The following is a 17,262-nucleotide window of genomic DNA, read 5'->3' as shown; positions in this document are numbered from 1 at the left end:
TGTTCGATATCGGGTCGGCGCCGGTGAAGCGCGCGCATGATGTTCCTCTTGGGCTTACTCCGACATTAATTTCTTCAGGCCCGGCGCCAGCTCGCGCGCCCAGATTTCATAGCCCTTCTCGCCCGGATGCAGCAAGTCGGGCATGACCTCGCGCGGCAGCGTGCCGTCCGCGTTCAGCATGGCGGCGTTCAGGTCCGCAAAGAACACTTGCCGTCCGTCCGCGTAGCCGGCGATGATCTGGTTGACGCGCTCATTGAGGCGGCGCAGCGATCCCGTCGGCTGTTCCTCGCGCGGAAAAATCGCCAGCAGCAGCACCTTGGTGCCAGGCAGGCGGCGCCGCAGTTCGCCAATGATGGCCTGGACGCCGGCGGCCGTGGCCTCGGGTTCGTCCTGCCGGTCGCCCGCGTTGTTGGTGCCGATCATGAGCACCGCAACCTTGGGCGCGATGCCGTCGATCTCGCCGTGCTGCAAGCGCCACAGCACGTTTTCCGTATGGTCGCCGCCAAAGCCCAGCGCGACGGCGTTGTAGCGCTCGTAGTAGCGCTTCCATACCGGCAGGCCCGCTTTTTCCCAGCCCTCGGTGATGGAATCGCCAATGAAGACGAGTTCGGGATTCCAGCCCGCTTCCTTGAGCTTGACCAGCTCCGCGAGCTTTTGCTCATGGCGCGCTTCCCACTTGCCCAATGCCCAGGCGTGCGTCAGCGGCGCGGGGGTGGCGGCCACCGTGCGGTAATCGGGGCATGCCGCGTTCGGCTTGCCATGGCGGACCAGCTGGATGTTAGCCACCGCCACTTCGCCCGCGCCGCTGCCTTCCAGCGCGAACGGCATGGTCACCTTGCTGAAGTCGTCCCGCGCGCGGGCGAAGCACGACAGCGGGAACGACAGGCGCTGCCAGCCCTTGCCCTGCAGCGCGCGGCCCGGCAGCACATAGGCCACCTTGCGCTCGCACTCCGGCCCGCAGCGCATCTTGAAGTAGATGCCGCCGTCGGACAGCTCGCTGACGTGGAGGTCGAATTCCAGCGTGCCGCCGTCGAGAAACGGGCGCAGATCGAGCGGCGCGCCGCCGTCCAGGCGCAGGCTGGCAAACCAGGCGTCCTTCCAGCGCAGGGTGAGCGCCCCCGGCCGGCCCGCGGCCGGTCCCGCACTGGCGCCCACCATGCCCTTGGGCGCGTGCGAGCCGGCGGGCTTGGGCAGGGTCAGCGCGTCGCCCTGCAAGACCTGTTCGGGACCTTCAAATCCGGCCACCGTCACGTGCCACGACGGCAGCGGCCTGCCCGCGTACAGGGAAATGGCGCGTTCCCCCGCAGCCTGGCAGGAAAGCGCCCAGGCCGACAGGAACACGGCGGAGATCAATCGTCTGCCTTGGTTCATCTGCGAGCTTGTTGTGTGGTGGATGGCCGATTGTGCGGGCCGCCCACAGGCAGTGCAATTATGAAAACGGCCAACCGCTGAAACGAAATTCCACACCACCGCGAAGTTATCGATAACATGCCATCCATATGTATCATATATATCTAAAACATCAGGCATTCTTTCGGTATATCATGTGGCATGCATGGGTCCTCCAATTAACACTTCCCGAAAAATCAATGTCCGCCCCAGTCCACTCGCTGTGCCGCCGCTTGGCCCTGTTCGCCGCACTCGGCGCCGCCCTCCCTGTCCGCGCCGAACTGCCGCCGATGCCGCCAATGCCACCGATACCCGCGCCCCTGGCGCCGGACAGCGTGCCCATGGCGGACTCCGGTTCCGCTCCCGAGGTGGCGCTGGACTTGCCGATTACGCCCGGGCCGTTCCTGCCGACCTGGGAATCCATCGAGAAAAATTATCCCGGCACGCCCGACTGGCTGCGCGACGCCAAGTTCGGCATCTGGGTGCACTTCGGGCCGCAAGCCGCCGGCGCCAGCGGCGACTGGTATGCGCGCAGGCTGTACGACGGCAAGACGCCGGCCTACAGCAACCACCTGGCGCGCTACGGCCACCCCGCCGAATCCGGCTACAAGGAGGTGCTGCGCGACTGGAACCCCGTCAAGCTCGACCCGGCAAAGCTCACCGCCATCTACAAGGACGCCGGCGCGCGCTTCCTTATCGTGCAAGGCGTCCACCACGACAATTTCGACTTGTGGGACTCGCGCTACCAGCCCTGGAATTCGACGCGCATCGGCCCCCGGCGCGACCTGGTCGGCGAGTGGGCCAAGGCGGCCAAGGCCGCCGGCATGCGCTACGGCGTGGCGTTCCACCACGAGTATTCCTGGTGGTGGTGGCAGACCGCGTTCGGCAGCGATAAGCAGGGTGCGCTGGCCGGCGTTCCCTACGACGGCCGGCTGACGGCGGCCGACGGCAAGGGCAAATGGTGGGAAGGCCTCGATCCGCGCCTGCTCTACAACGTGGACCTGCGCGAATACCAGGGTGTGGCCAAGGCGGCGGAGTCGCCCTGGAATCCGCCGCCGGCGGGGCTGTTCGGCCGCCACGCCGCTTACGGCAACTGGTACGCCACCCGCTGGGCGCTGCGCATCATGGACGTGGTGGAGCGCTACGATCCGGACTTCATCTATACCGACGGCACCGGCCCCCAGCCGTTCAGCGGCAGCCATACCGGCACCGGCACGAAGAACGACGCCACGCAGCGCGTGGTGGCGGACTTCTACAACCGTGCGCTGAAGACGCGCGGCCGGGTGGACACGTTCAGCATCATCAAGTTCCGCCCCAAGACCAACGGCACGGTCAATACCGAAGAAGGCACCATCCCGGCCGACATCAAGACCGACCAGGCCTGGATCGCCGAGGTGCCGGTGGGCGACTGGTACTACGCGCCGGGCTTCACCTACGACGCGGGCAGCGCCATCCGCTACATCCTGGAACAGGTCTCGCGCGACGGCAACGCCGCCATCTGCATTTCGCCGCTGCCCGACGGTGCACTGGACGAAGGCAGCACGCGCATGCTCAAGGAAATCGGCGCCTGGATGGCGCTGAACGGGCGCGGCATCTATGGCAGCAAGGCCTGGGTCCGGCTCGGCGAAGGCGAGCATGGCGCGCTGCGCACCCTGCCCGGCCATGCGCTCGGAAAGCGCCAGGCCGAGTTCAAGTTCGGCCCGCATGATTTCCGCTTCACGGTCGGCAAGGACGGCTCCCTGTACGCCTTCACGCTCGCCGTGCCGGAGCCGGGCAGCGAACTCAGGATCGTGTCCCTCGGCGCCGCAGCCAAGCTGCTCGGCAAGCCGGTAAGTTCCGTCACGCTGCTCGGCCACCAGGGGGCGCCGCTGAAGTGGCGGCAGCAGGACGATGCCCTGGTCATCTCCGTTCCGGCCGCCATGCCGTTCGCCAGCGCCGTCGCGTTCAATATCCAGTAGCCGGCGCGCCGGCCCCACTGTCCACTTTTTCATCCACGGACCAAGGAAAAAAATGGGAAAACTTCCCCCGCTATCAGCAGTTGCGCAGTTCGCCGTTCTCGCCGTTCTCGCCGGCAGGGCTGACGCCAGGCCGCCCTCCGGCCTCGACGCCAACAGCCACCAGGTGCAGCTCGCGGCGCCAGCCGCGTCCTTCTCGTATGCCCCGATAGAGCACGGCGTGCAGGTGCGCGTCGGCGGAGTGACCAAGAACGTGATTTTCTACGGCCCTGCAACGGTGCGCGTCAACACCACGCTGGCCGGCAATTTCTGGCGTCATCCGAGCATCGTCGTCACCGGCAAGCCCGCCGCCGTCGCCTTCAAGACGCGCGACGGCGACGGCACGCTGACGCTGGAAAGCAAGCTGCTGCACATCGTCATCGACAAGGCCACCGGCGCCATCACTTTCAAGGACGCCAAGGGCAAGGTCTATACGCAGGAGAACAGGGCCGCCCCGCAGACGCTGAAACGGATCGAAGTGGCCGGCGCGCCGAGCTACGAGGCGCAGAACACCTTCACGCTCAAGCCCGACGAAGCGATCTACGGCTTCGGCTTCGTGGGCGAAGGCGAGATCAACCGCCGCAACAAGGAACTGCTGCTGGTGCAGACCAACATCGGCATCATCATCCCGGTCATGATGTCGTCCGAACGCTACGGCATCCTGTGGGACACCTATTCCAAGATGCGCTTCAAGGACGGCCCCGAGGGCGCTTCGCTGTGGGCCGAAAGCGCGCCGGGCGGGGTGGATTACTACTTCATGGCCGGGGCCACGCAGGACGGCGTGGTCGCCGCCTACCGCAGCCTCACGGGCGCGGCGCCGATGTATCCCAAGCAGGCCTTCGGCCTTTTCATGAGCAAGGAGCGCTACGAAACGCAGGCCCGCCTGCTGGAGGTGGCGCAGACTTTCCGCAAGGAGCAGTTCCCGCTCGACTACATCGTGCAGGACTGGCAGTACTGGGGCAGCGACAAGGACGGCAGCTGGAGCGGCATGACCTGGAACCGCGAGCGCTTTCCCGACCCGAAAGGCCTGACGAAAAGCCTGCACGGCATGAACCTCAAGCTGATGGTGTCCATCTGGCCCTCGATCGGCAACGACACGGCGCTGGCCAGGGAACTCGACCAGCACGGCCTGCGCTTCGAACCGCTGCACTGGATTTCCAAGCAGGCCCGCATCTATGACGCCTTCAGCCCCGAGGGCCGCAAGATCTACTTCAAGCATGTCAAGCAGGGCCTGCTCGACGCCGGGGTGGACGCGCTGTGGATGGACGGCACCGAGGTGGAAGTGGGCACGGCAGCGCACAGCGCCGCCGACAACGAGCGCGACATCAAGGGGCTGGGCGCCAACGCGCTGGGCGACTTCACGCGCTACCTCAACCCCTATTCGCTGATGACCACCCTGGGCACCTACGAGGGCCAGCGCGCCACCAGCGCGCAGCGCGTCTTCACGCTGACACGCTCGGCCTGGGCCGGCGCGCAGCGCACGGCCGCCGCCTCCTGGTCCGGCGACACGCGGGCCAGCTGGAAAACCCTGCAGGAGCAGATCAACGGCGGCGTGAACGTCACCGTCACCGGCACCCCCTACTGGACCCAGGACACGGCCGGCTTCTTCGTCGACGACTTCCCCGGCGGGGAAAAGAACGCCTCCTACCGCGAACTGTACGCGCGCTGGCTGCAATATGCCGCCTTCAACCCTATCATGCGCATCCACGGCACCAGCGTCGAGCGCGAGCCCTACATCTTCAAGCAGTCGGACCCGGAGATGTACAAGGCCCTGCGCGACGCCGTCGACCTGCGCTACCGGCTGCTGCCCTATATCTACAGCCTGAGCTGGAAAGTGACGCATGACGGCTACACGCTGATGCGTCCACTGGCGATGGATTTCCCGGACGACCGCGCCGTCCACAACATCAACGACGCCTTCCAGTTCGGCCCGTCCTTCCTGGTCCATCCGGTGACGCGCCAGATGTACCGCATGCCGCCGCCACCGGCCGCCACCATCCCCGCCACCGCGCTGCGCACGCCGGACGGCAAGCCGGGACTGGCCGGGCAGTATTTCGAGGGCCGCAGTTTCGAATCGCCGAAAGGCCGGACGGTGGACGCCACCATCGACTTCCAGTGGCCAGGCCCGCCGCTGGCGGACATTCCGGCGGGACTGGCCAGCCTGGAGAACTTCTCCGCGCGCTGGACCGGCTTTATCGTGGCGCCGGAGGACGGCGAGTACGAACTGGGTGTCGAAGGCGACGACGGCTTCCGCCTGCTCATCGACGGCAAGCTTGCGGTGGAGGATTGGAAGAACGGCGGCAGGCGCTATGCCGGCACCCGCGTCAGCTTGAAGCAGGGCCAGCGCGTGCCGGTGACGCTGGAGTATTTCCAGGGCCTGTCGGACCGCAACCTGCGGCTGGCGTGGCGCACTCCGTCGCAAATCGCCAACGCGGCAACGGATGCAGGCACGCCGCCGGACACCACGATGCGGACCTATCTGCCGGCGGGCTCCGACTGGTACGACTTCTGGACCCACGAACGCTACGCCGGCGGCACGACGGTGAGCAAGGACGTGCCGCTCGATGTCTTCCCGCTGTACGTGCGCGCCGGCGCCATCGTGCCCATGGGGCCGGTGCTCCAGTACGCGACCGAGCAGCCGGATGCGCCTTACGAGATCCGCATCTACCCCGGCGCCGACGGCAAATTCACCGTCTACGAGGACGACAACGAAACCTACGGCTATGAGAAGGGACGCTACGCCACCTATGAACTGAGCTGGAACGACGCCGCCCGGTCCCTCAGCGTGAGCGCGCGCAAGGGCAGCTACCCGGGACTGGTCGAGACGCGCAAGCTGAACCTCGTCCTTGCCGGCCCGGCGAACGGCAGCGCAATCGGGCCGGCCGGCGGCGCCAGGTCCATCACCTACACGGGCCGGCCGGTTGAGGTGAAGTTCTAGGCACGGCCTAGTCCTCCTAATCCATGTGGAACACTGGGCGCATCATCGCCCAGTGCTCGCCTTCGGCCCGGCTCGCCAGCGGCACCTGGCACGGGGCGCAGAAGGTCCACCAGCGCCGGGTCTCGGGGTCGGCCGCCACGGCGCGCATGTCGGCCTCGAAATCGCTGCCGTGGTACTCCCAGTAGCCGAACAGCAGGTTCTCCGGCTCGCGCAGGAATATCGTGTAGTTGCGCACGTTGGCCTCGGCCAGCGTGGCCAGCACCTGCGGCCACACGGCGGCATGCAAGGCCTTGTATTCGTCGATCCTGGCGGGATCTATCCCGATCACCATGCCCATGCGTTCCTTGCTTTCCATGCTTTCCATGCTTTCCATGCTTTCCTTGCTTTCCATGCTTTCTCCCTGTTACAGCCGATAAAAAGGCGCCGCCGCCTCACGCGGCGGCGCGCCGTGGTGTATGCTATCTATTCAGTACATATTCAGTACATACCATCCAACGCTCCAAACAATGGCCAAGCTTCCCATCACCACACGGCGCAGTATCAACCTGCTGCTGGACTACGCCGCCAAGCACATGAAAGTCGGCGACCCGCTGCCCACCGAGATGCGGATGACCGAGATCGTCGAAAGCAGCCGCACCGCCGTGCGCAGCGCGCTGGCCTACCTGGCCGCGCACGGGCTGATCGCCGGCATGAAACAGCGCCACCTGCTGCGCAAGCCGAGGCCGAACGACTATTTCGACGTGTCCGAACTGCACAGCGCCACCGAGCAGCTGCAGCAGGTGCTGATGGAGCGCATCTACGAGCGCGACCTGCCGCCGGGGGCCGAATTCACCGAGGTCGAGCTGTCGCGCGCGGCCGGGGTGAGCACCATCGCCGTGCGCGAATTCCTGATCGGCTTCGCGCGCAATGGCCTGATCGAAAAGAATCCGCGCGGCAGCTGGCGCCTGTGCGCCTTCGACACCAAGTATGCCGAAGAGCTGGGCGAAGTACGCGAAATGTTCGAGCTGAAGGCGATCGAGCGCATTGCCGCGCTGCCGCCGGACGACCCGGCCTTCGCGCGCCTGCACGACCTGCTGGCGCGCCACGAGGCGCTGGGCAAGGAGCCCGCCGAGCGCCACGCGGAATTTCCCGCGCTGGACCGGGAGTTCCATACGTTCCTGATCGGACTGCTGGACAACCGCTTCGCCAACAGCCTGAACGACGTGGTGTCGATGGTGTACCACTACCACTACCAGTGGGACAAGCGCGACGAGATTCCGCGCAACCAGTACGCGGTGCAGGAGCACCTGGCCATCCTGCGCCCGCTGGCCAAGGGCGACATCGCGGCCGCGCTGGCGGCCATGCGCACCCACCTGCGCTCGTCGCGCTCCACCATGCTCAGCGCCCTGCACCAGCGGGAAGGCATGGTCAGGCGTTCAGCGTGATGAAGCCGCCGTCGATCGGATAGTCGCTGCCGGTGATGAAGGAAGCCTCGTCGCTGCACAGGTACAGCGCCAGCGCCGCCACTTCCTCCGGCCGCGCCATCCTGCCGATCGGCTGCGTCTTCGACAGGCGCTCGAACATCTCCGCTTCCTTGCCGGGGTAGTTACGGGCCAGGAAACCGTCGACGAAGGGCGTGTGCACGCGCCCGGGCGAGATCGAGTTGCAGCGTATGCCGTCCTGCAGATAGTCCTTGGCCACCGACAGCGTCATGGCCATCACCGCGCCCTTGGCGGCGGAATAGGCAAAGCGCTCGGGCACCGCCACCCAGGCCGCCACCGAGGCCATGTTGAGGATCACGCCGCCGCCGTTGGCCTGCAAGCGAGGAATGGCGGCGTGCAGGCAGTTGTAGGCGCCCTTCACGTTGACGCCGATGACGCGGTCGAAATCCTCCTCGCCGGTGTTGCCGGCCTTGCCGACGTGCGCCACGCCGGCGTTGTTGATCAGGATGCCGAGCGGGCCGATGGCCTCGAAGCAGGCGTGCACGTCGGCCTGGCGCGTCACGTCGCAGGCATGCGCGGCGGCCTGGCCGCCCTCTTCCCGGATGTCGCGCGCCACCTGCGCGCACGTGGCCTCGCCGATGTCCAGGATGTGGACCAATGCGCCCCGGCGCGCGAACAGCATGGCGGTCGCCTTGCCGATGCCGCTGCCGCCGCCGGTGACGACGGCTGTCTTGCCCTTCAGTTCAAACATGTGCAATGCTCCCTGGCGAAGTGGCGGCCGCCGCCGGCTGCGCCTCCCGCAGCACTGCCCGCGCAAACCAGGCGACCACGAGGAAACACAGCAAAGGCGCGGCGTAGCCGTATTGAAGATTGTGCGTCGCGTCGCTGATGAAGCCGAACAGCAGCGGCAGCACGGCGCCGCCGACGATGGCCATGATGATCAGGCTGCTGCCCATCGCCGTATCGGCGCCCGCGTTGCCGATGCCGAGCGAAAAAATGGTGGGGAACATGATGGACATGAAAAACGCGATGCCGATCACGGCCGCCAGGCTGGCCATGCCGCTGCTGAACATGGCCACGGCGCACAGCGCCGCGCTGGCCAGCGCATACGCCAGCAGCAGGCGCGCCGGCGCGATGTATTTCATCAAACAGGTGCCGGCAAAGCGGCCGGCCACGAAGGCGCTGCCGCAACCCCAGCCCAGGTAGTCCGCCGCCGCGACCTGGGACACGCCGGCCGCCTTGCCGGCGTACAGGATAAAGAAGCTGAACACGCACACCTGCGCGCCCACATAGAAGAACTGGGCGATCACGGCGCGCCGGATCGGCGCCCGCCGCAGCGCGCGCATGATCGCGCCCTTCGCGGGCGCGGCGTGAGGCAGGTGCGCGGCGCCGACGGCGGGCAGCTTGAGGAAGAAGAAGACCGCCGCGATGGCCATGATGACCAGCGCGATGGCGAGGTAAGGCCCCTTGACGCTGGCCGCTTCGGCCGCCAGCACCGCCTGGCGCGCGCTGTCGGACATGGCCTGCAGCTGCGCGTCGCTGGCGCCGTCCACCAGGATCAGGCGCGCGCCGGCGATGGGCGCCAGCGTGACGGCCAGGCCGTTGAACGACTGCGCCAGGTTCAGGCGCTGGGTGGCGCGCTCCGGACGGCCCAGCAGCGTGATATAGGGATTGGCCGCCGTTTCCAGCACGGTCAGGCCGCAGGCGATGACGAACAGCGCACCCAGGAAGTACACATAGCGCTGCGTGTCGGCGGCGGGAATGAACAGCAGCGCGCCGGCGGCGAACAGCGCCAGGCCGCACAGCATGGCGTTCTGGTAGCCGGCCTTGCGGATCAGCAGGCCGGCCGGCAGCGCCATCACGAAATAGGCGATGAACACGGCCGAATCGACCAGCGCCGACTGCAGCACGGTCAGGCTGAACGATTTCCTCAGGTGCGGGATCAGGATAGGATCGAGATTATGGACGAAGCCCCACATGAAAAACAGCGAGGTGATCATCACGAAGGCAAACTTGTAGGTCTGCCGGGGGTTCTGTTCTGTCATTGCCAGGTGTCTCCATATGCGGCGCCGCTTTTTTGGTCTTGCGCCTGTGCTCTTCAGCCGTCGATCAGCTCCGGGTTCCACGCGTGCACGGTCTGGTCCTGCTGGCCTAGGCCCTCGATGCCCAACGCCATCCGGTCGCCCGGCCGCAGGTAGACGGGATCGGGCTTCTGGCCCAGGCCCACGCCGGGCGGCGTGCCGGTGCTGATGATGTCGCCCGGATTGAGCGTCATGAAGCGGCTGATGTAGCTGACCAGGTGGGCCACCGAGAACACCATGGTGCGCGTGTTGCCGGTCTGGTAGCGCTTGCCGTTCACGTCCAGCCACATGGCCAGGTTCTGCGGATCGGGCACTTCATCGGCGGTGACCAGCCAGGGGCCGACCGGACCGAAAGTGTCGCAGCCCTTGCCCTTGTCCCACTGGCCGCCGCGCTCAAGCTGGTACTCGCGCTCGGACAGGTCGTTGACCACGCAATAGCCGGCCACATGGTCAAGCGCGTTCCCGATCTCCACGTAGCGCGCGCGGGTGCCGATCACCACGCCCAGTTCCACCTCCCAGTCGCTCTTGACGGAGCCGCGCGGCAGCACCACCGGGTCGTTGCAGCCGATGATGGCGCTGGTGGCCTTGGTAAACAGCACCGGCTCGGACGGCACCTCCATGCCCGATTCGGCCGCGTGGTCCGAATAATTCAGGCCCACGCAAATCAATTTTCCGATGTCGGCCACGATGGGGGCGAAGCGCACCGGCCCGGCCACCAGCGGCAGCGTGTCCGGATCGATGGAAGCCAGCCGGTCCAGGCTGGCCCTGCCCAGGCAGGCCGAGGTCAGGTCCGGCAGCACGCCGGACAGGTCGCGCACCATGCCTTGGGCGTCGCACAGGCCGGGTTTTTCGTTGCCCTTGGGGCCAAAGCGTAGCAATTTCATTTCATTCCTTCACACGTCACGTCAAAAAAATCGGCAGCAGCGGAACGGCGGGCGTCACGTCCCCAGCGGGATCGGCGCGCGGCGGTCGATCAGCCCGCGCTGCGCCAGCGTGTCCCATAGCGCCGCGGGCAGCGGCTGCGCGAACCATGCCGCGTTCTGGCGCAGCTGCGCCACGCTTTGCGCGCCGGGGATGCAGGACACCACCGCCGGGTGGGCCATGGGGAACTGCAACGCGGCCGCCTGCAGCGACGCGCCGGCATGGGCGCACACCGCCGCCATGGCATCGACACGCGAGACGATGTGCGCCGGCGCGTCCTCGTAGTTGAATTTCCTGTTGCCCGCCAGGATGCCGGAGTTGAACGGCCCGCCGATCACGATGCCGATGCCGCGCTGCGCGCAGCGTTCCAGCAGCGGCTCCAGCGCGCCCTGTTCCAGCAAGGTGTAGCGGCCGGCCAGCAGCGCGCAATCGAGGTCGCAGGCGTCCATGGCGTCGGCCACCGCCTGCCATTCGTTGACGCCCAGGCCGATGGCGCCCACGCTGCCCTCGCCGCGCAGCTGCTCCAGCGCGCGCAAGCCGCCGCCGCGCGTCAGCTGCTCCCAGTAGTGCGCGTGCAGCCCGCCATGGGTGGCGCGGCCGATGTCGTGCACGTACAGGATGTCGACGCGGTCCATGCCCAGGCGCTGCAGGCTGTCCTCGTGCGAGCGCTTGACGCCGTCGTAGCTGTAGTCGTAGTGCGGCCGGAACGGCAGCGGCTCGGCCCAGCCGGATTCGCCGGGCCGCACGTGCGGGTCCGGCAGCATCAGCCGCCCCACCTTGGTGCTGAGCACATAGCTGGCGCGCGGCCGCGCGCGCAGCGCCGCGCCCAGGCGCCGCTCGGACAGCGTATAGCCGTAGTACGGCGCGGTGTCGAAGTAGCGCACGCCCAGGTCCCAGGCCGCATCGACGATGGCGCGCGCCTCGGCGTCGCCGACGGCTTGGTACAGGCCGCCCAGCTGCGCGCAGCCCAGTCCCATGCTGCTCAGCGAAATGTCGCGGCGCGGCAGCTTGCGCAGGTCGCCGGCCTGCATGCTAGGCCGCCTTCAGCGGAAAGCATCCGGGGCCGGACGCCTCGAACTGCTTGTAGGTCAGGATGAACTCCTGGTGTCCCAGCGCCTCCGAGCAGCTTTGCTCGCCGTTGGCCACGCGCGCCACCAGCTCCACGATCTCGGCGCCCACCTGCTCCAGCGTCGCTTTGCCGGCCAGGATGCGTCCGGCGTTGACGTCCATGTCTTCGGACAGGCGCTGGTAGGTGGCCGGGTTGGCGCACACCTTGATCACCGGCGCGATCGCCGAGCCGACCACCGAGCCGCGCCCGGTGGTAAACAGCGTGAGGTGGGCGCCGCAGGCGATCAGCTCCACGATCTCGGCGTTGTCGGAAATATTCGGGAAGCCGAAGCGCACTTCCCCGTCCGGCACGACGTCCAGCAGATACAGGCCGCCGGCTTCGGGCTGGTCGCCCGGCTTGAGGATGCCGCTGATCGGCGAGGCACCGCTCTTGGCGTAGGCGCCGAGCGACTTTTCCTCCTGCGTTGTCAGGCCGCCGTCGGCGTTGCCGGGCGCGAAGCTGCCGTGCCCCAGCACGGTGTAGTAGCGTGCCGCCTTGTTCACGCAGGCAACGATGGCCTCGCCCAGTTCCGGCGTCGCGGCGCGCCGCTTCATGTGGAACTCGCAGCCCACCAGCTCCCCGGTCTCTTCAAAGATGCAGGCAGCGCCGGCCGCCACCAGCCGGTCGAACGCCACGCCGACGGCGGGATTGGCCGTGATGCCGCTGGTGCTGTCGGAGCCGCCGCAGATGGTGGCCACCACCAGTTCATCGATCCGCATCGGCACGCGCTGCTGCTGCGCCAGCGATTCGCGCGCCCAGCGCACCCATTCGATGCCGTCGGCCACGCTGGTGCGGGTGCCGCTGTTCTGCTGGATGGTGATGGTGTGCACCGGCCGGCCGCTGGCCGCCGCTTCCTCCTCCAGCCCGCGCCGGTTGAAGCTCTCGCAGCCCAGCGACACGATCAGCGCGGCGCCCACGTTGGGATGCGTGACCAGGCGCTTCATCATGCGGTCGGCGTAGTCGTTGGGGTAGCAGCCGGGGAAGCCGATCAGGTGCACTTCCTGTCCGGGAAAGGCGTTCACGATCAGGCGCGCCACGTGGTGCGCGCATTCGACGGTGTAGGCAACGGCGACCACGTTGCGGATGCCCTTGCGGCCGTCGGCGCGCGGATATCCCGACAGGGCCGGCATGGAGGCGGTGCTCATTGATGGGTGCTCCCGATGAAGGAATGGGCGTCGGACGCCAGGGTGTAAGTGGGGATGTAATCGCTGGCCAGGTTGTGCGTGTGCAGCATGGCGCCCGGCGCCACGTCGGCCGTGGCGGTGCCGATGATGGCGCCGTAACGCAGCACCTTGTCACCCGCCTTGAGCGCGCCGCGCGCGACCTTGTAGCCGAGCGGGATGTCTTCAGGCAGGATGACGGCGGCGCCGTCGATCTCCAGGGCCTCGCCCGCCTGCAGCGGCGTACGGGCAATCAGGCAATTGTCTTCGGGCGACATCAGTAGCAGGCGTGGCGCTGCGGGCGCCTGGGCGTTAAGCATGGGGCTTCCTTCCTGGTCTATGCGAGGGCTTCTGTTTTTAATATATACCAAACCTATGACGCGGTGGGATAAAAATGCAAATCAATCAAAAACATAATCGGAGTAGCAAAATTTACACTCGTTTGTATGCGATATATGCGATACACTGGGTACCATGCTTACCATCCCATCGGAAAATCCCATGATGAAAACCGTTGTCTGCCAGTCCCCCGGCGAGCTGCAGCTGGTGGACCGCCCGCTGCCGCAGGCCGCCGCCGGCGAGGTGCTGCTGCGCGTGCGCCGCATCGGGCTGTGCGGCACCGACATGCATATCTTCCGGGGCACCCAGCCCTTCCTCCAGTATCCCCGCGTGATGGGGCACGAGCTGTCGGGCGAAGTGGCCAGCGCGCCCGAGGGCAGCAGCCTGGCGCCAGGCGACCAGGTGTACGTGATGCCCTACCTGTCCTGCGGCGCCTGCGTCGCCTGCCGCCAGGGCAAGACCAATTGCTGCACCAATATCCAGGTGCTGGGCGTGCACCGCGACGGCGGCATGGCCGAATACCTGGCGCTGCCCGAGCGCTTCGTGTTCAAGACCGACGGCATTTCCCTCGACGACGCCGCCATGCTGGAATTCCTGGCCATCGGCGCCCACGCGGTGCGGCGCGGCGGCGTGCGCCCCGGCCTGAAAGTGCTGGTGGTGGGCGCAGGCCCGATCGGCATCGCCGCCGCCCTGTTCTCCAGGCTGAAGGGCGGCAGCGTGACGGTGCTGGACGCGCGCCTGGACCGCCTGGCGTTCTGCCGCAGCGCGCTCGGCATCGCGCAGACCGTGCAGGTGGCTGCGGACGACAAGAGCCGCCTGGCGGAGCTGAGCGATGGAGAGTTCTTCGACGTGGTGTTCGACGCCACCGGCAACGTAAAGGCGATGGAGCGCGGCCTGGAATTCGTGGCGCACGGCGGCACCTATGTGCTGGTGTCGATCGTGCCGGACCGCATTTCCTTTGCCGACCCCGAATTCCACAAGCGCGAAACCAGCCTGCTGGGCAGCCGCAACGCCACCGCCGAAGACTTCAGCGCAGTGCTGGCCGCGATGAAGGCCGGCCTGGTGCCCACCGGCCTGATGAACACCCACCGCACCACCCTGGCCGGCTTCGTGGACGTGCTGCCGCAGTGGATGGACCCGGCCGCCGGCGTCATCAAAGCCATCGTGGAGGTATGAGGTGGCTGCCCTCCCGTCTTCCCCGATACTGCAATTCGGCACCAGCCGCTTCCTGCAGGCGCATGTGGACCTGTTCGTCCACCAGGCGCTGGAGCAGGAGCAGGCGCTGGGCCGCGTCACCGTGGTGCAAACCACCGGCAGCGCCGCTAGTGCGCAGCGCCTGGCCGCCTTCAACGCGCCGGGAGGCTACCCGGTACGCATACGCGGGCGCGAGGACGGCGCGGTGGTGGACCGGGAACACCGCGTCACCGCCATCGAAGCCGGGTTGCACGCGGACCGGGACTGGGCCACCATTTGCGAGCTGGGCGCCACCTCGGTGCAGGTGATCATCTCGAACACCGGCGACCGGGGCTACGAGCTGTGCGCCGTGGACGGCCCCTCGCTGCTGGACGGCGCGGCCGCGCCGCGCAGCTTCCCCGCCAAGCTGCTGGTGCTGCTGCACCGGCGCTACCTGCGCGGCGCGGCACCCCTGACGCTGTACCCGTGCGAACTGGTGGCCAACAACGGCGCCGTGCTGCGCGACGTGGTGCGCAAGCTGGCGCTCGCATGGAAGCTGGACAACAGCTTCATCGTGTACCTGAGCATGACCTGCGTGTGGATCAATTCGCTGGTCGACCGCATCGTCTCCGAGGCGATCGATCCGGCCGGCGCGGTCGCCGAGCCTTACGCCATCTGGGTGATCGAAGCAAAAAGGAGGATGGTGCTGCCATGCGTCCATCCGCACATCGTCGTCACCGACCGGCTGGAACCCTACGAGCGGCGCAAGCTGTTCCTGCTGAACGCGGGCCACACTTTCCTGGCCGAGCACTGGCTGGCGTACCGGCGGCCGAAGGACGAGACGGTGCTGCAGGCCATGTCCGATCCCGCCCTGCGCGCGGAACTGGAAGCGCTTTGGGAGGAGGAAGTGCTGCCCGTGTTCGACCAGCTGGGCGAGGCCGGCACCGCCAGGACCTACCTGGCGCAGGTGCGCGACCGCTTCTGCAATCCTTTCCTGGCGCACCGGCTGGCCGACATCGCGCAGAACCACGAGGAAAAGAAGCGCCGCCGCCTGCTGCCCGTGGTGGCGCTGGCCAATGAACTGGGCTTGACGCTGCCGCAGCCGCGCCTGCGCGCAGCGCTCCAGCTGGCGGCGGCGCGCCATCATTCCGGCGCAGGCATGCCATGACGCGCATCGACGCCCACCAGCATTTCTGGCAGCTTGCCGCGCGCGCCGGCGCCTGGCCGCCTGCGGAGCTGGCCCCCATCTACCGCGACTTCTACCCGGACGACCTGGCCGCCCTGCTGGCGCAAAAACGGCGTGGCCGCCACCGTGCTGGTGCAATCCCTGCCCAGCGAGGCGGACACCCGCTTCATGCTGGAGCTGGTGGACCGCCACAGCTTCATTGCCGCCGTGGTGGGCTGGACCGACCTGAAGGCCAGCGGCGCGCCCGAGCGCATCGCCGCCCTTGCCACCCATCCAAAGCTGCGCGGCCTGCGGCCCATGCTGCAGGACCTGGACGACGACGGCTGGATCGACGATCCCGCCCTGGCGCCGGCGGTGGAAGCCATGCAGCGCCACGGGCTGCGCCTGGACGCGCTGGTGCTGCCGCGCCACCTGCAGCCGCTGCTGGCCTTCGCGCGCCGCTACCCCGGCCTGCCCATCGTGATCGACCACCTGGCCAAGCCGGCCATGGGCGGCGCTCCCGATGCGCAGTGGCTGAACGACATGGACCGCCTGGCGGCCGAGCCGCAGGTGCACTGCAAGCTGTCCGGCATGGTCACCGATGCCGGCCCGGGCTGGACGGTGGCGCAGCTGGCGCCGTACGCGCGCCATGTGCTGCAGGTGTTCGGGCCGGAGCGCGTGATGTGGGGCAGCGACTGGCCGGTACTGCGGCTGGCGGCCGACTACACGGCATGGATGGAGGCTAGCGAGGCCCTGCTGGCGCACCTGCCCCCGGCGCAGCGGGACGCGGTATTCGGCCTGAACGCGCGGCGTTTTTACGGCATCGCGCAGGCGGGAACGCCATGAGCGGCGTGCAGGCACAGTCCGAGCGCACGGCCGAACCCCGCATGTACCGCGTGGTGGCGGAGCGGATACAGGAACTGATCCGGGAACAGCGGATGGAGCCCGGCGCGCGCCTGCCTTCCGAGCGGGAGCTGGCCGCCGCGCTGCAGGTGAGCCGGGCCTCGCTGCGCGAAGGGCTCATTGCGCTGGAACTGGGCGGCGTGGTGGAGGTGCGCAGCGGTTCAGGCGTGTACGTCAGCGCGCGCCCGGCGTCCCAGGCGGATGTGCCGGAAGGCGGGCCGGGACCGTTCGAGGTGCTCTCCGCCCGCAACCTGATAGAGACCGAGGCGGCGGCGATGGCGGCAAGGAACGCATCCCCGGCGGCGCTGCAGGCGATCTTGGCGGCCGTGCTGGAAATGGAGCGCAGCCACGAAGACCGGTCCAGCAATGAACAGGCGGACCGCAATTTTCATCTGGCGATTGCGCACGCCACCGGCAACGCGGCGCTGGTTGGCGTGGTGGACTACCTTTGGCGCCAGCGCAACAGCCTGTGGCACCGGCTGAAGGAACTGTACCGCACCGAGGAGCTGCGCCTGTCGACCTTGCGGGACCACCGCGCGATTCTCGAAGCCATCGCCACGCGCGACGGCCCCGCCGCCCGCAGGGCCATGCGCTTGCACCTGGAGCGCGTGACCCGCACGTTCGCCGGCGGCGCCTGAGCGCCCTGCCCGTCCCTCCGCTTGCCCCACTC

At 67.7% G+C, this 17,262-nt stretch carries 14 protein-coding genes and 1 pseudogene; 7 read left to right on the top strand and 8 right to left on the bottom strand.

From position 1 onward, the window contains the following. Positions 1 to 54: 54 nt before the first annotated feature. Positions 55 to 1,371, bottom strand: coding sequence for a GDSL-type esterase/lipase family protein (locus tag ACFJI2_RS06770; RefSeq protein ID WP_377704312.1), 1,317 nt, complete (start codon positions 1,369 to 1,371; stop codon positions 55 to 57). Positions 1,372 to 1,589: 218 nt separating this feature from the next. Between ACFJI2_RS06770 and ACFJI2_RS06765 the strand changes: the two genes are divergently transcribed. Together ACFJI2_RS06765 and ACFJI2_RS06760 are read left to right on the top strand one after the other, a co-directional pair. Then, the gene (locus tag ACFJI2_RS06765; RefSeq protein ID WP_377704311.1) at positions 1,590 to 3,347 is read left to right on the top strand and encodes an alpha-L-fucosidase; all 1,758 of its coding nucleotides are present in this window, start codon (positions 1,590 to 1,592) and stop codon (positions 3,345 to 3,347) included. A gap of 52 nt (positions 3,348 to 3,399) precedes the next feature. After that, positions 3,400 to 6,321: a TIM-barrel domain-containing protein gene (locus ACFJI2_RS06760; RefSeq protein WP_377704310.1), complete on the top strand. Its 2,922-nt coding sequence runs from the start codon at positions 3,400 to 3,402 to the stop codon at positions 6,319 to 6,321. A 16-nt stretch (positions 6,322 to 6,337) separates the two neighbouring features. Here ACFJI2_RS06760 and ACFJI2_RS06755 read toward each other — a convergent pair whose 3' ends face one another. Beyond that, positions 6,338 to 6,712 (bottom strand): L-rhamnose mutarotase, encoded by a 375-nt coding sequence (locus ACFJI2_RS06755; RefSeq protein ID WP_377704309.1) that lies wholly within the window; start codon positions 6,710 to 6,712, stop codon positions 6,338 to 6,340. 115 nt (positions 6,713 to 6,827) lie between these two features. On the opposite strand from ACFJI2_RS06755, the gene ACFJI2_RS06750 reads away from it, so the two are divergent. Further along, positions 6,828 to 7,745, top strand: coding sequence for an FCD domain-containing protein (locus ACFJI2_RS06750; RefSeq protein WP_377704308.1), 918 nt, complete (start codon positions 6,828 to 6,830; stop codon positions 7,743 to 7,745). Here ACFJI2_RS06750 and ACFJI2_RS06745 read toward each other — a convergent pair. From ACFJI2_RS06745 to ACFJI2_RS06720, 6 genes are read right to left on the bottom strand one after another with little or no spacing between them, the layout of a single operon-like run. Then, a complete protein-coding gene (locus ACFJI2_RS06745; protein ID WP_377704307.1) occupies positions 7,729 to 8,493 on the bottom strand; it encodes an SDR family NAD(P)-dependent oxidoreductase in 765 nt (254 codons plus the stop codon). The two genes, ACFJI2_RS06750 and ACFJI2_RS06745, sit on opposite strands and share 17 nt — an antisense overlap. Next, positions 8,486 to 9,787 (bottom strand): L-fucose:H+ symporter permease, encoded by a 1,302-nt coding sequence (gene fucP, locus ACFJI2_RS06740; RefSeq protein ID WP_377704306.1) that lies wholly within the window; start codon positions 9,785 to 9,787, stop codon positions 8,486 to 8,488. The genes ACFJI2_RS06745 and fucP overlap by 8 nt, the downstream gene beginning before the upstream one ends. A 53-nt stretch (positions 9,788 to 9,840) precedes the next feature. Next, positions 9,841 to 10,707 carry a fumarylacetoacetate hydrolase family protein gene (locus tag ACFJI2_RS06735; RefSeq protein ID WP_377704305.1) on the bottom strand — a complete coding sequence of 289 codons (867 nt, stop codon included), beginning with the start codon at positions 10,705 to 10,707 and terminating at the stop codon, positions 9,841 to 9,843. A gap of 54 nt (positions 10,708 to 10,761) precedes the next feature. Next, complete coding sequence (locus ACFJI2_RS06730) at positions 10,762 to 11,775, bottom strand: aldo/keto reductase (RefSeq protein ID WP_377704304.1); 1,014 nt, start codon at positions 11,773 to 11,775, stop codon at positions 10,762 to 10,764. Position 11,776: 1 nt separating this feature from the next. Continuing rightward, positions 11,777 to 12,997, bottom strand: a complete 1,221-nt coding sequence (locus ACFJI2_RS06725; protein WP_377704303.1) for a UxaA family hydrolase — start codon at positions 12,995 to 12,997, stop codon at positions 11,777 to 11,779. Beyond that, a complete protein-coding gene (locus ACFJI2_RS06720; RefSeq protein ID WP_377704302.1) occupies positions 12,994 to 13,332 on the bottom strand; it encodes a UxaA family hydrolase in 339 nt (112 codons plus the stop codon). Before ACFJI2_RS06720 ends, ACFJI2_RS06725 begins: the two co-directional genes overlap by 4 nt. 184 nt (positions 13,333 to 13,516) lie before the next feature. Here ACFJI2_RS06720 and ACFJI2_RS06715 point away from each other — a divergent pair, with 184 nt between their 5' ends. From ACFJI2_RS06715 to ACFJI2_RS06700, 4 genes and pseudogenes are all read left to right on the top strand, one after another. Further along, positions 13,517 to 14,527: a zinc-binding alcohol dehydrogenase family protein gene (locus ACFJI2_RS06715; protein WP_377705805.1), complete on the top strand. Its 1,011-nt coding sequence runs from the start codon at positions 13,517 to 13,519 to the stop codon at positions 14,525 to 14,527. A gap of 1 nt (position 14,528) precedes the next feature. Next, positions 14,529 to 15,692, top strand: a complete 1,164-nt coding sequence (locus ACFJI2_RS06710) for a mannitol dehydrogenase family protein (RefSeq protein ID WP_377704301.1) — start codon at positions 14,529 to 14,531, stop codon at positions 15,690 to 15,692. Beyond that, positions 15,689 to 16,535, top strand: a pseudogene (locus tag ACFJI2_RS06705) (amidohydrolase family protein). The gene ACFJI2_RS06710 and the pseudogene ACFJI2_RS06705 overlap by 4 nt, the downstream one beginning before the upstream one ends. Further along, positions 16,532 to 17,230, top strand: coding sequence for a FadR/GntR family transcriptional regulator (locus tag ACFJI2_RS06700; protein ID WP_377704300.1), 699 nt, complete (start codon positions 16,532 to 16,534; stop codon positions 17,228 to 17,230). Before ACFJI2_RS06705 ends, ACFJI2_RS06700 begins: the two are co-directional and overlap by 4 nt. Positions 17,231 to 17,262 lie beyond the last annotated feature (32 nt).

Origin of the sequence: Pseudoduganella sp. UC29_71, from assembly GCF_042693265.1 — a bacterium.
Classification (GTDB): Bacteria; Pseudomonadota; Gammaproteobacteria; order Burkholderiales; family Burkholderiaceae_D; genus Rugamonas.
This window is presented reverse-complemented; position numbering and strand designations above follow the sequence as displayed.

What these genes read in the sequence shown, in the direction of transcription:
- ACFJI2_RS06770 (WP_377704312.1), bottom strand. Translation starts at nt 1,371, where the DNA reads ATGAACCAAGGCAGACGATTGATCTCCGCCGTGTTCCTGTCGGCCTGG.
- ACFJI2_RS06765 (WP_377704311.1), top strand. Translation starts at nt 1,590, where the DNA reads ATGTCCGCCCCAGTCCACTCGCTGTGCCGCCGCTTGGCCCTGTTCGCC.
- ACFJI2_RS06760 (WP_377704310.1), top strand. Translation starts at nt 3,400, where the DNA reads ATGGGAAAACTTCCCCCGCTATCAGCAGTTGCGCAGTTCGCCGTTCTC.
- ACFJI2_RS06755 (WP_377704309.1), bottom strand. Translation starts at nt 6,712, where the DNA reads ATGGAAAGCAAGGAAAGCATGGAAAGCATGGAAAGCATGGAAAGCAAG.
- ACFJI2_RS06750 (WP_377704308.1), top strand. Translation starts at nt 6,828, where the DNA reads ATGGCCAAGCTTCCCATCACCACACGGCGCAGTATCAACCTGCTGCTG.
- ACFJI2_RS06745 (WP_377704307.1), bottom strand. Translation starts at nt 8,493, where the DNA reads ATGTTTGAACTGAAGGGCAAGACAGCCGTCGTCACCGGCGGCGGCAGC.
- fucP (WP_377704306.1), bottom strand. Translation starts at nt 9,787, where the DNA reads ATGACAGAACAGAACCCCCGGCAGACCTACAAGTTTGCCTTCGTGATG.
- ACFJI2_RS06735 (WP_377704305.1), bottom strand. Translation starts at nt 10,707, where the DNA reads ATGAAATTGCTACGCTTTGGCCCCAAGGGCAACGAAAAACCCGGCCTG.
- ACFJI2_RS06730 (WP_377704304.1), bottom strand. Translation starts at nt 11,775, where the DNA reads ATGCAGGCCGGCGACCTGCGCAAGCTGCCGCGCCGCGACATTTCGCTG.
- ACFJI2_RS06725 (WP_377704303.1), bottom strand. Translation starts at nt 12,997, where the DNA reads ATGAGCACCGCCTCCATGCCGGCCCTGTCGGGATATCCGCGCGCCGAC.
- ACFJI2_RS06720 (WP_377704302.1), bottom strand. Translation starts at nt 13,332, where the DNA reads ATGCTTAACGCCCAGGCGCCCGCAGCGCCACGCCTGCTACTGATGTCG.
- ACFJI2_RS06715 (WP_377705805.1), top strand. Translation starts at nt 13,517, where the DNA reads ATGAAAACCGTTGTCTGCCAGTCCCCCGGCGAGCTGCAGCTGGTGGAC.
- ACFJI2_RS06700 (WP_377704300.1), top strand. Translation starts at nt 16,532, where the DNA reads ATGAGCGGCGTGCAGGCACAGTCCGAGCGCACGGCCGAACCCCGCATG.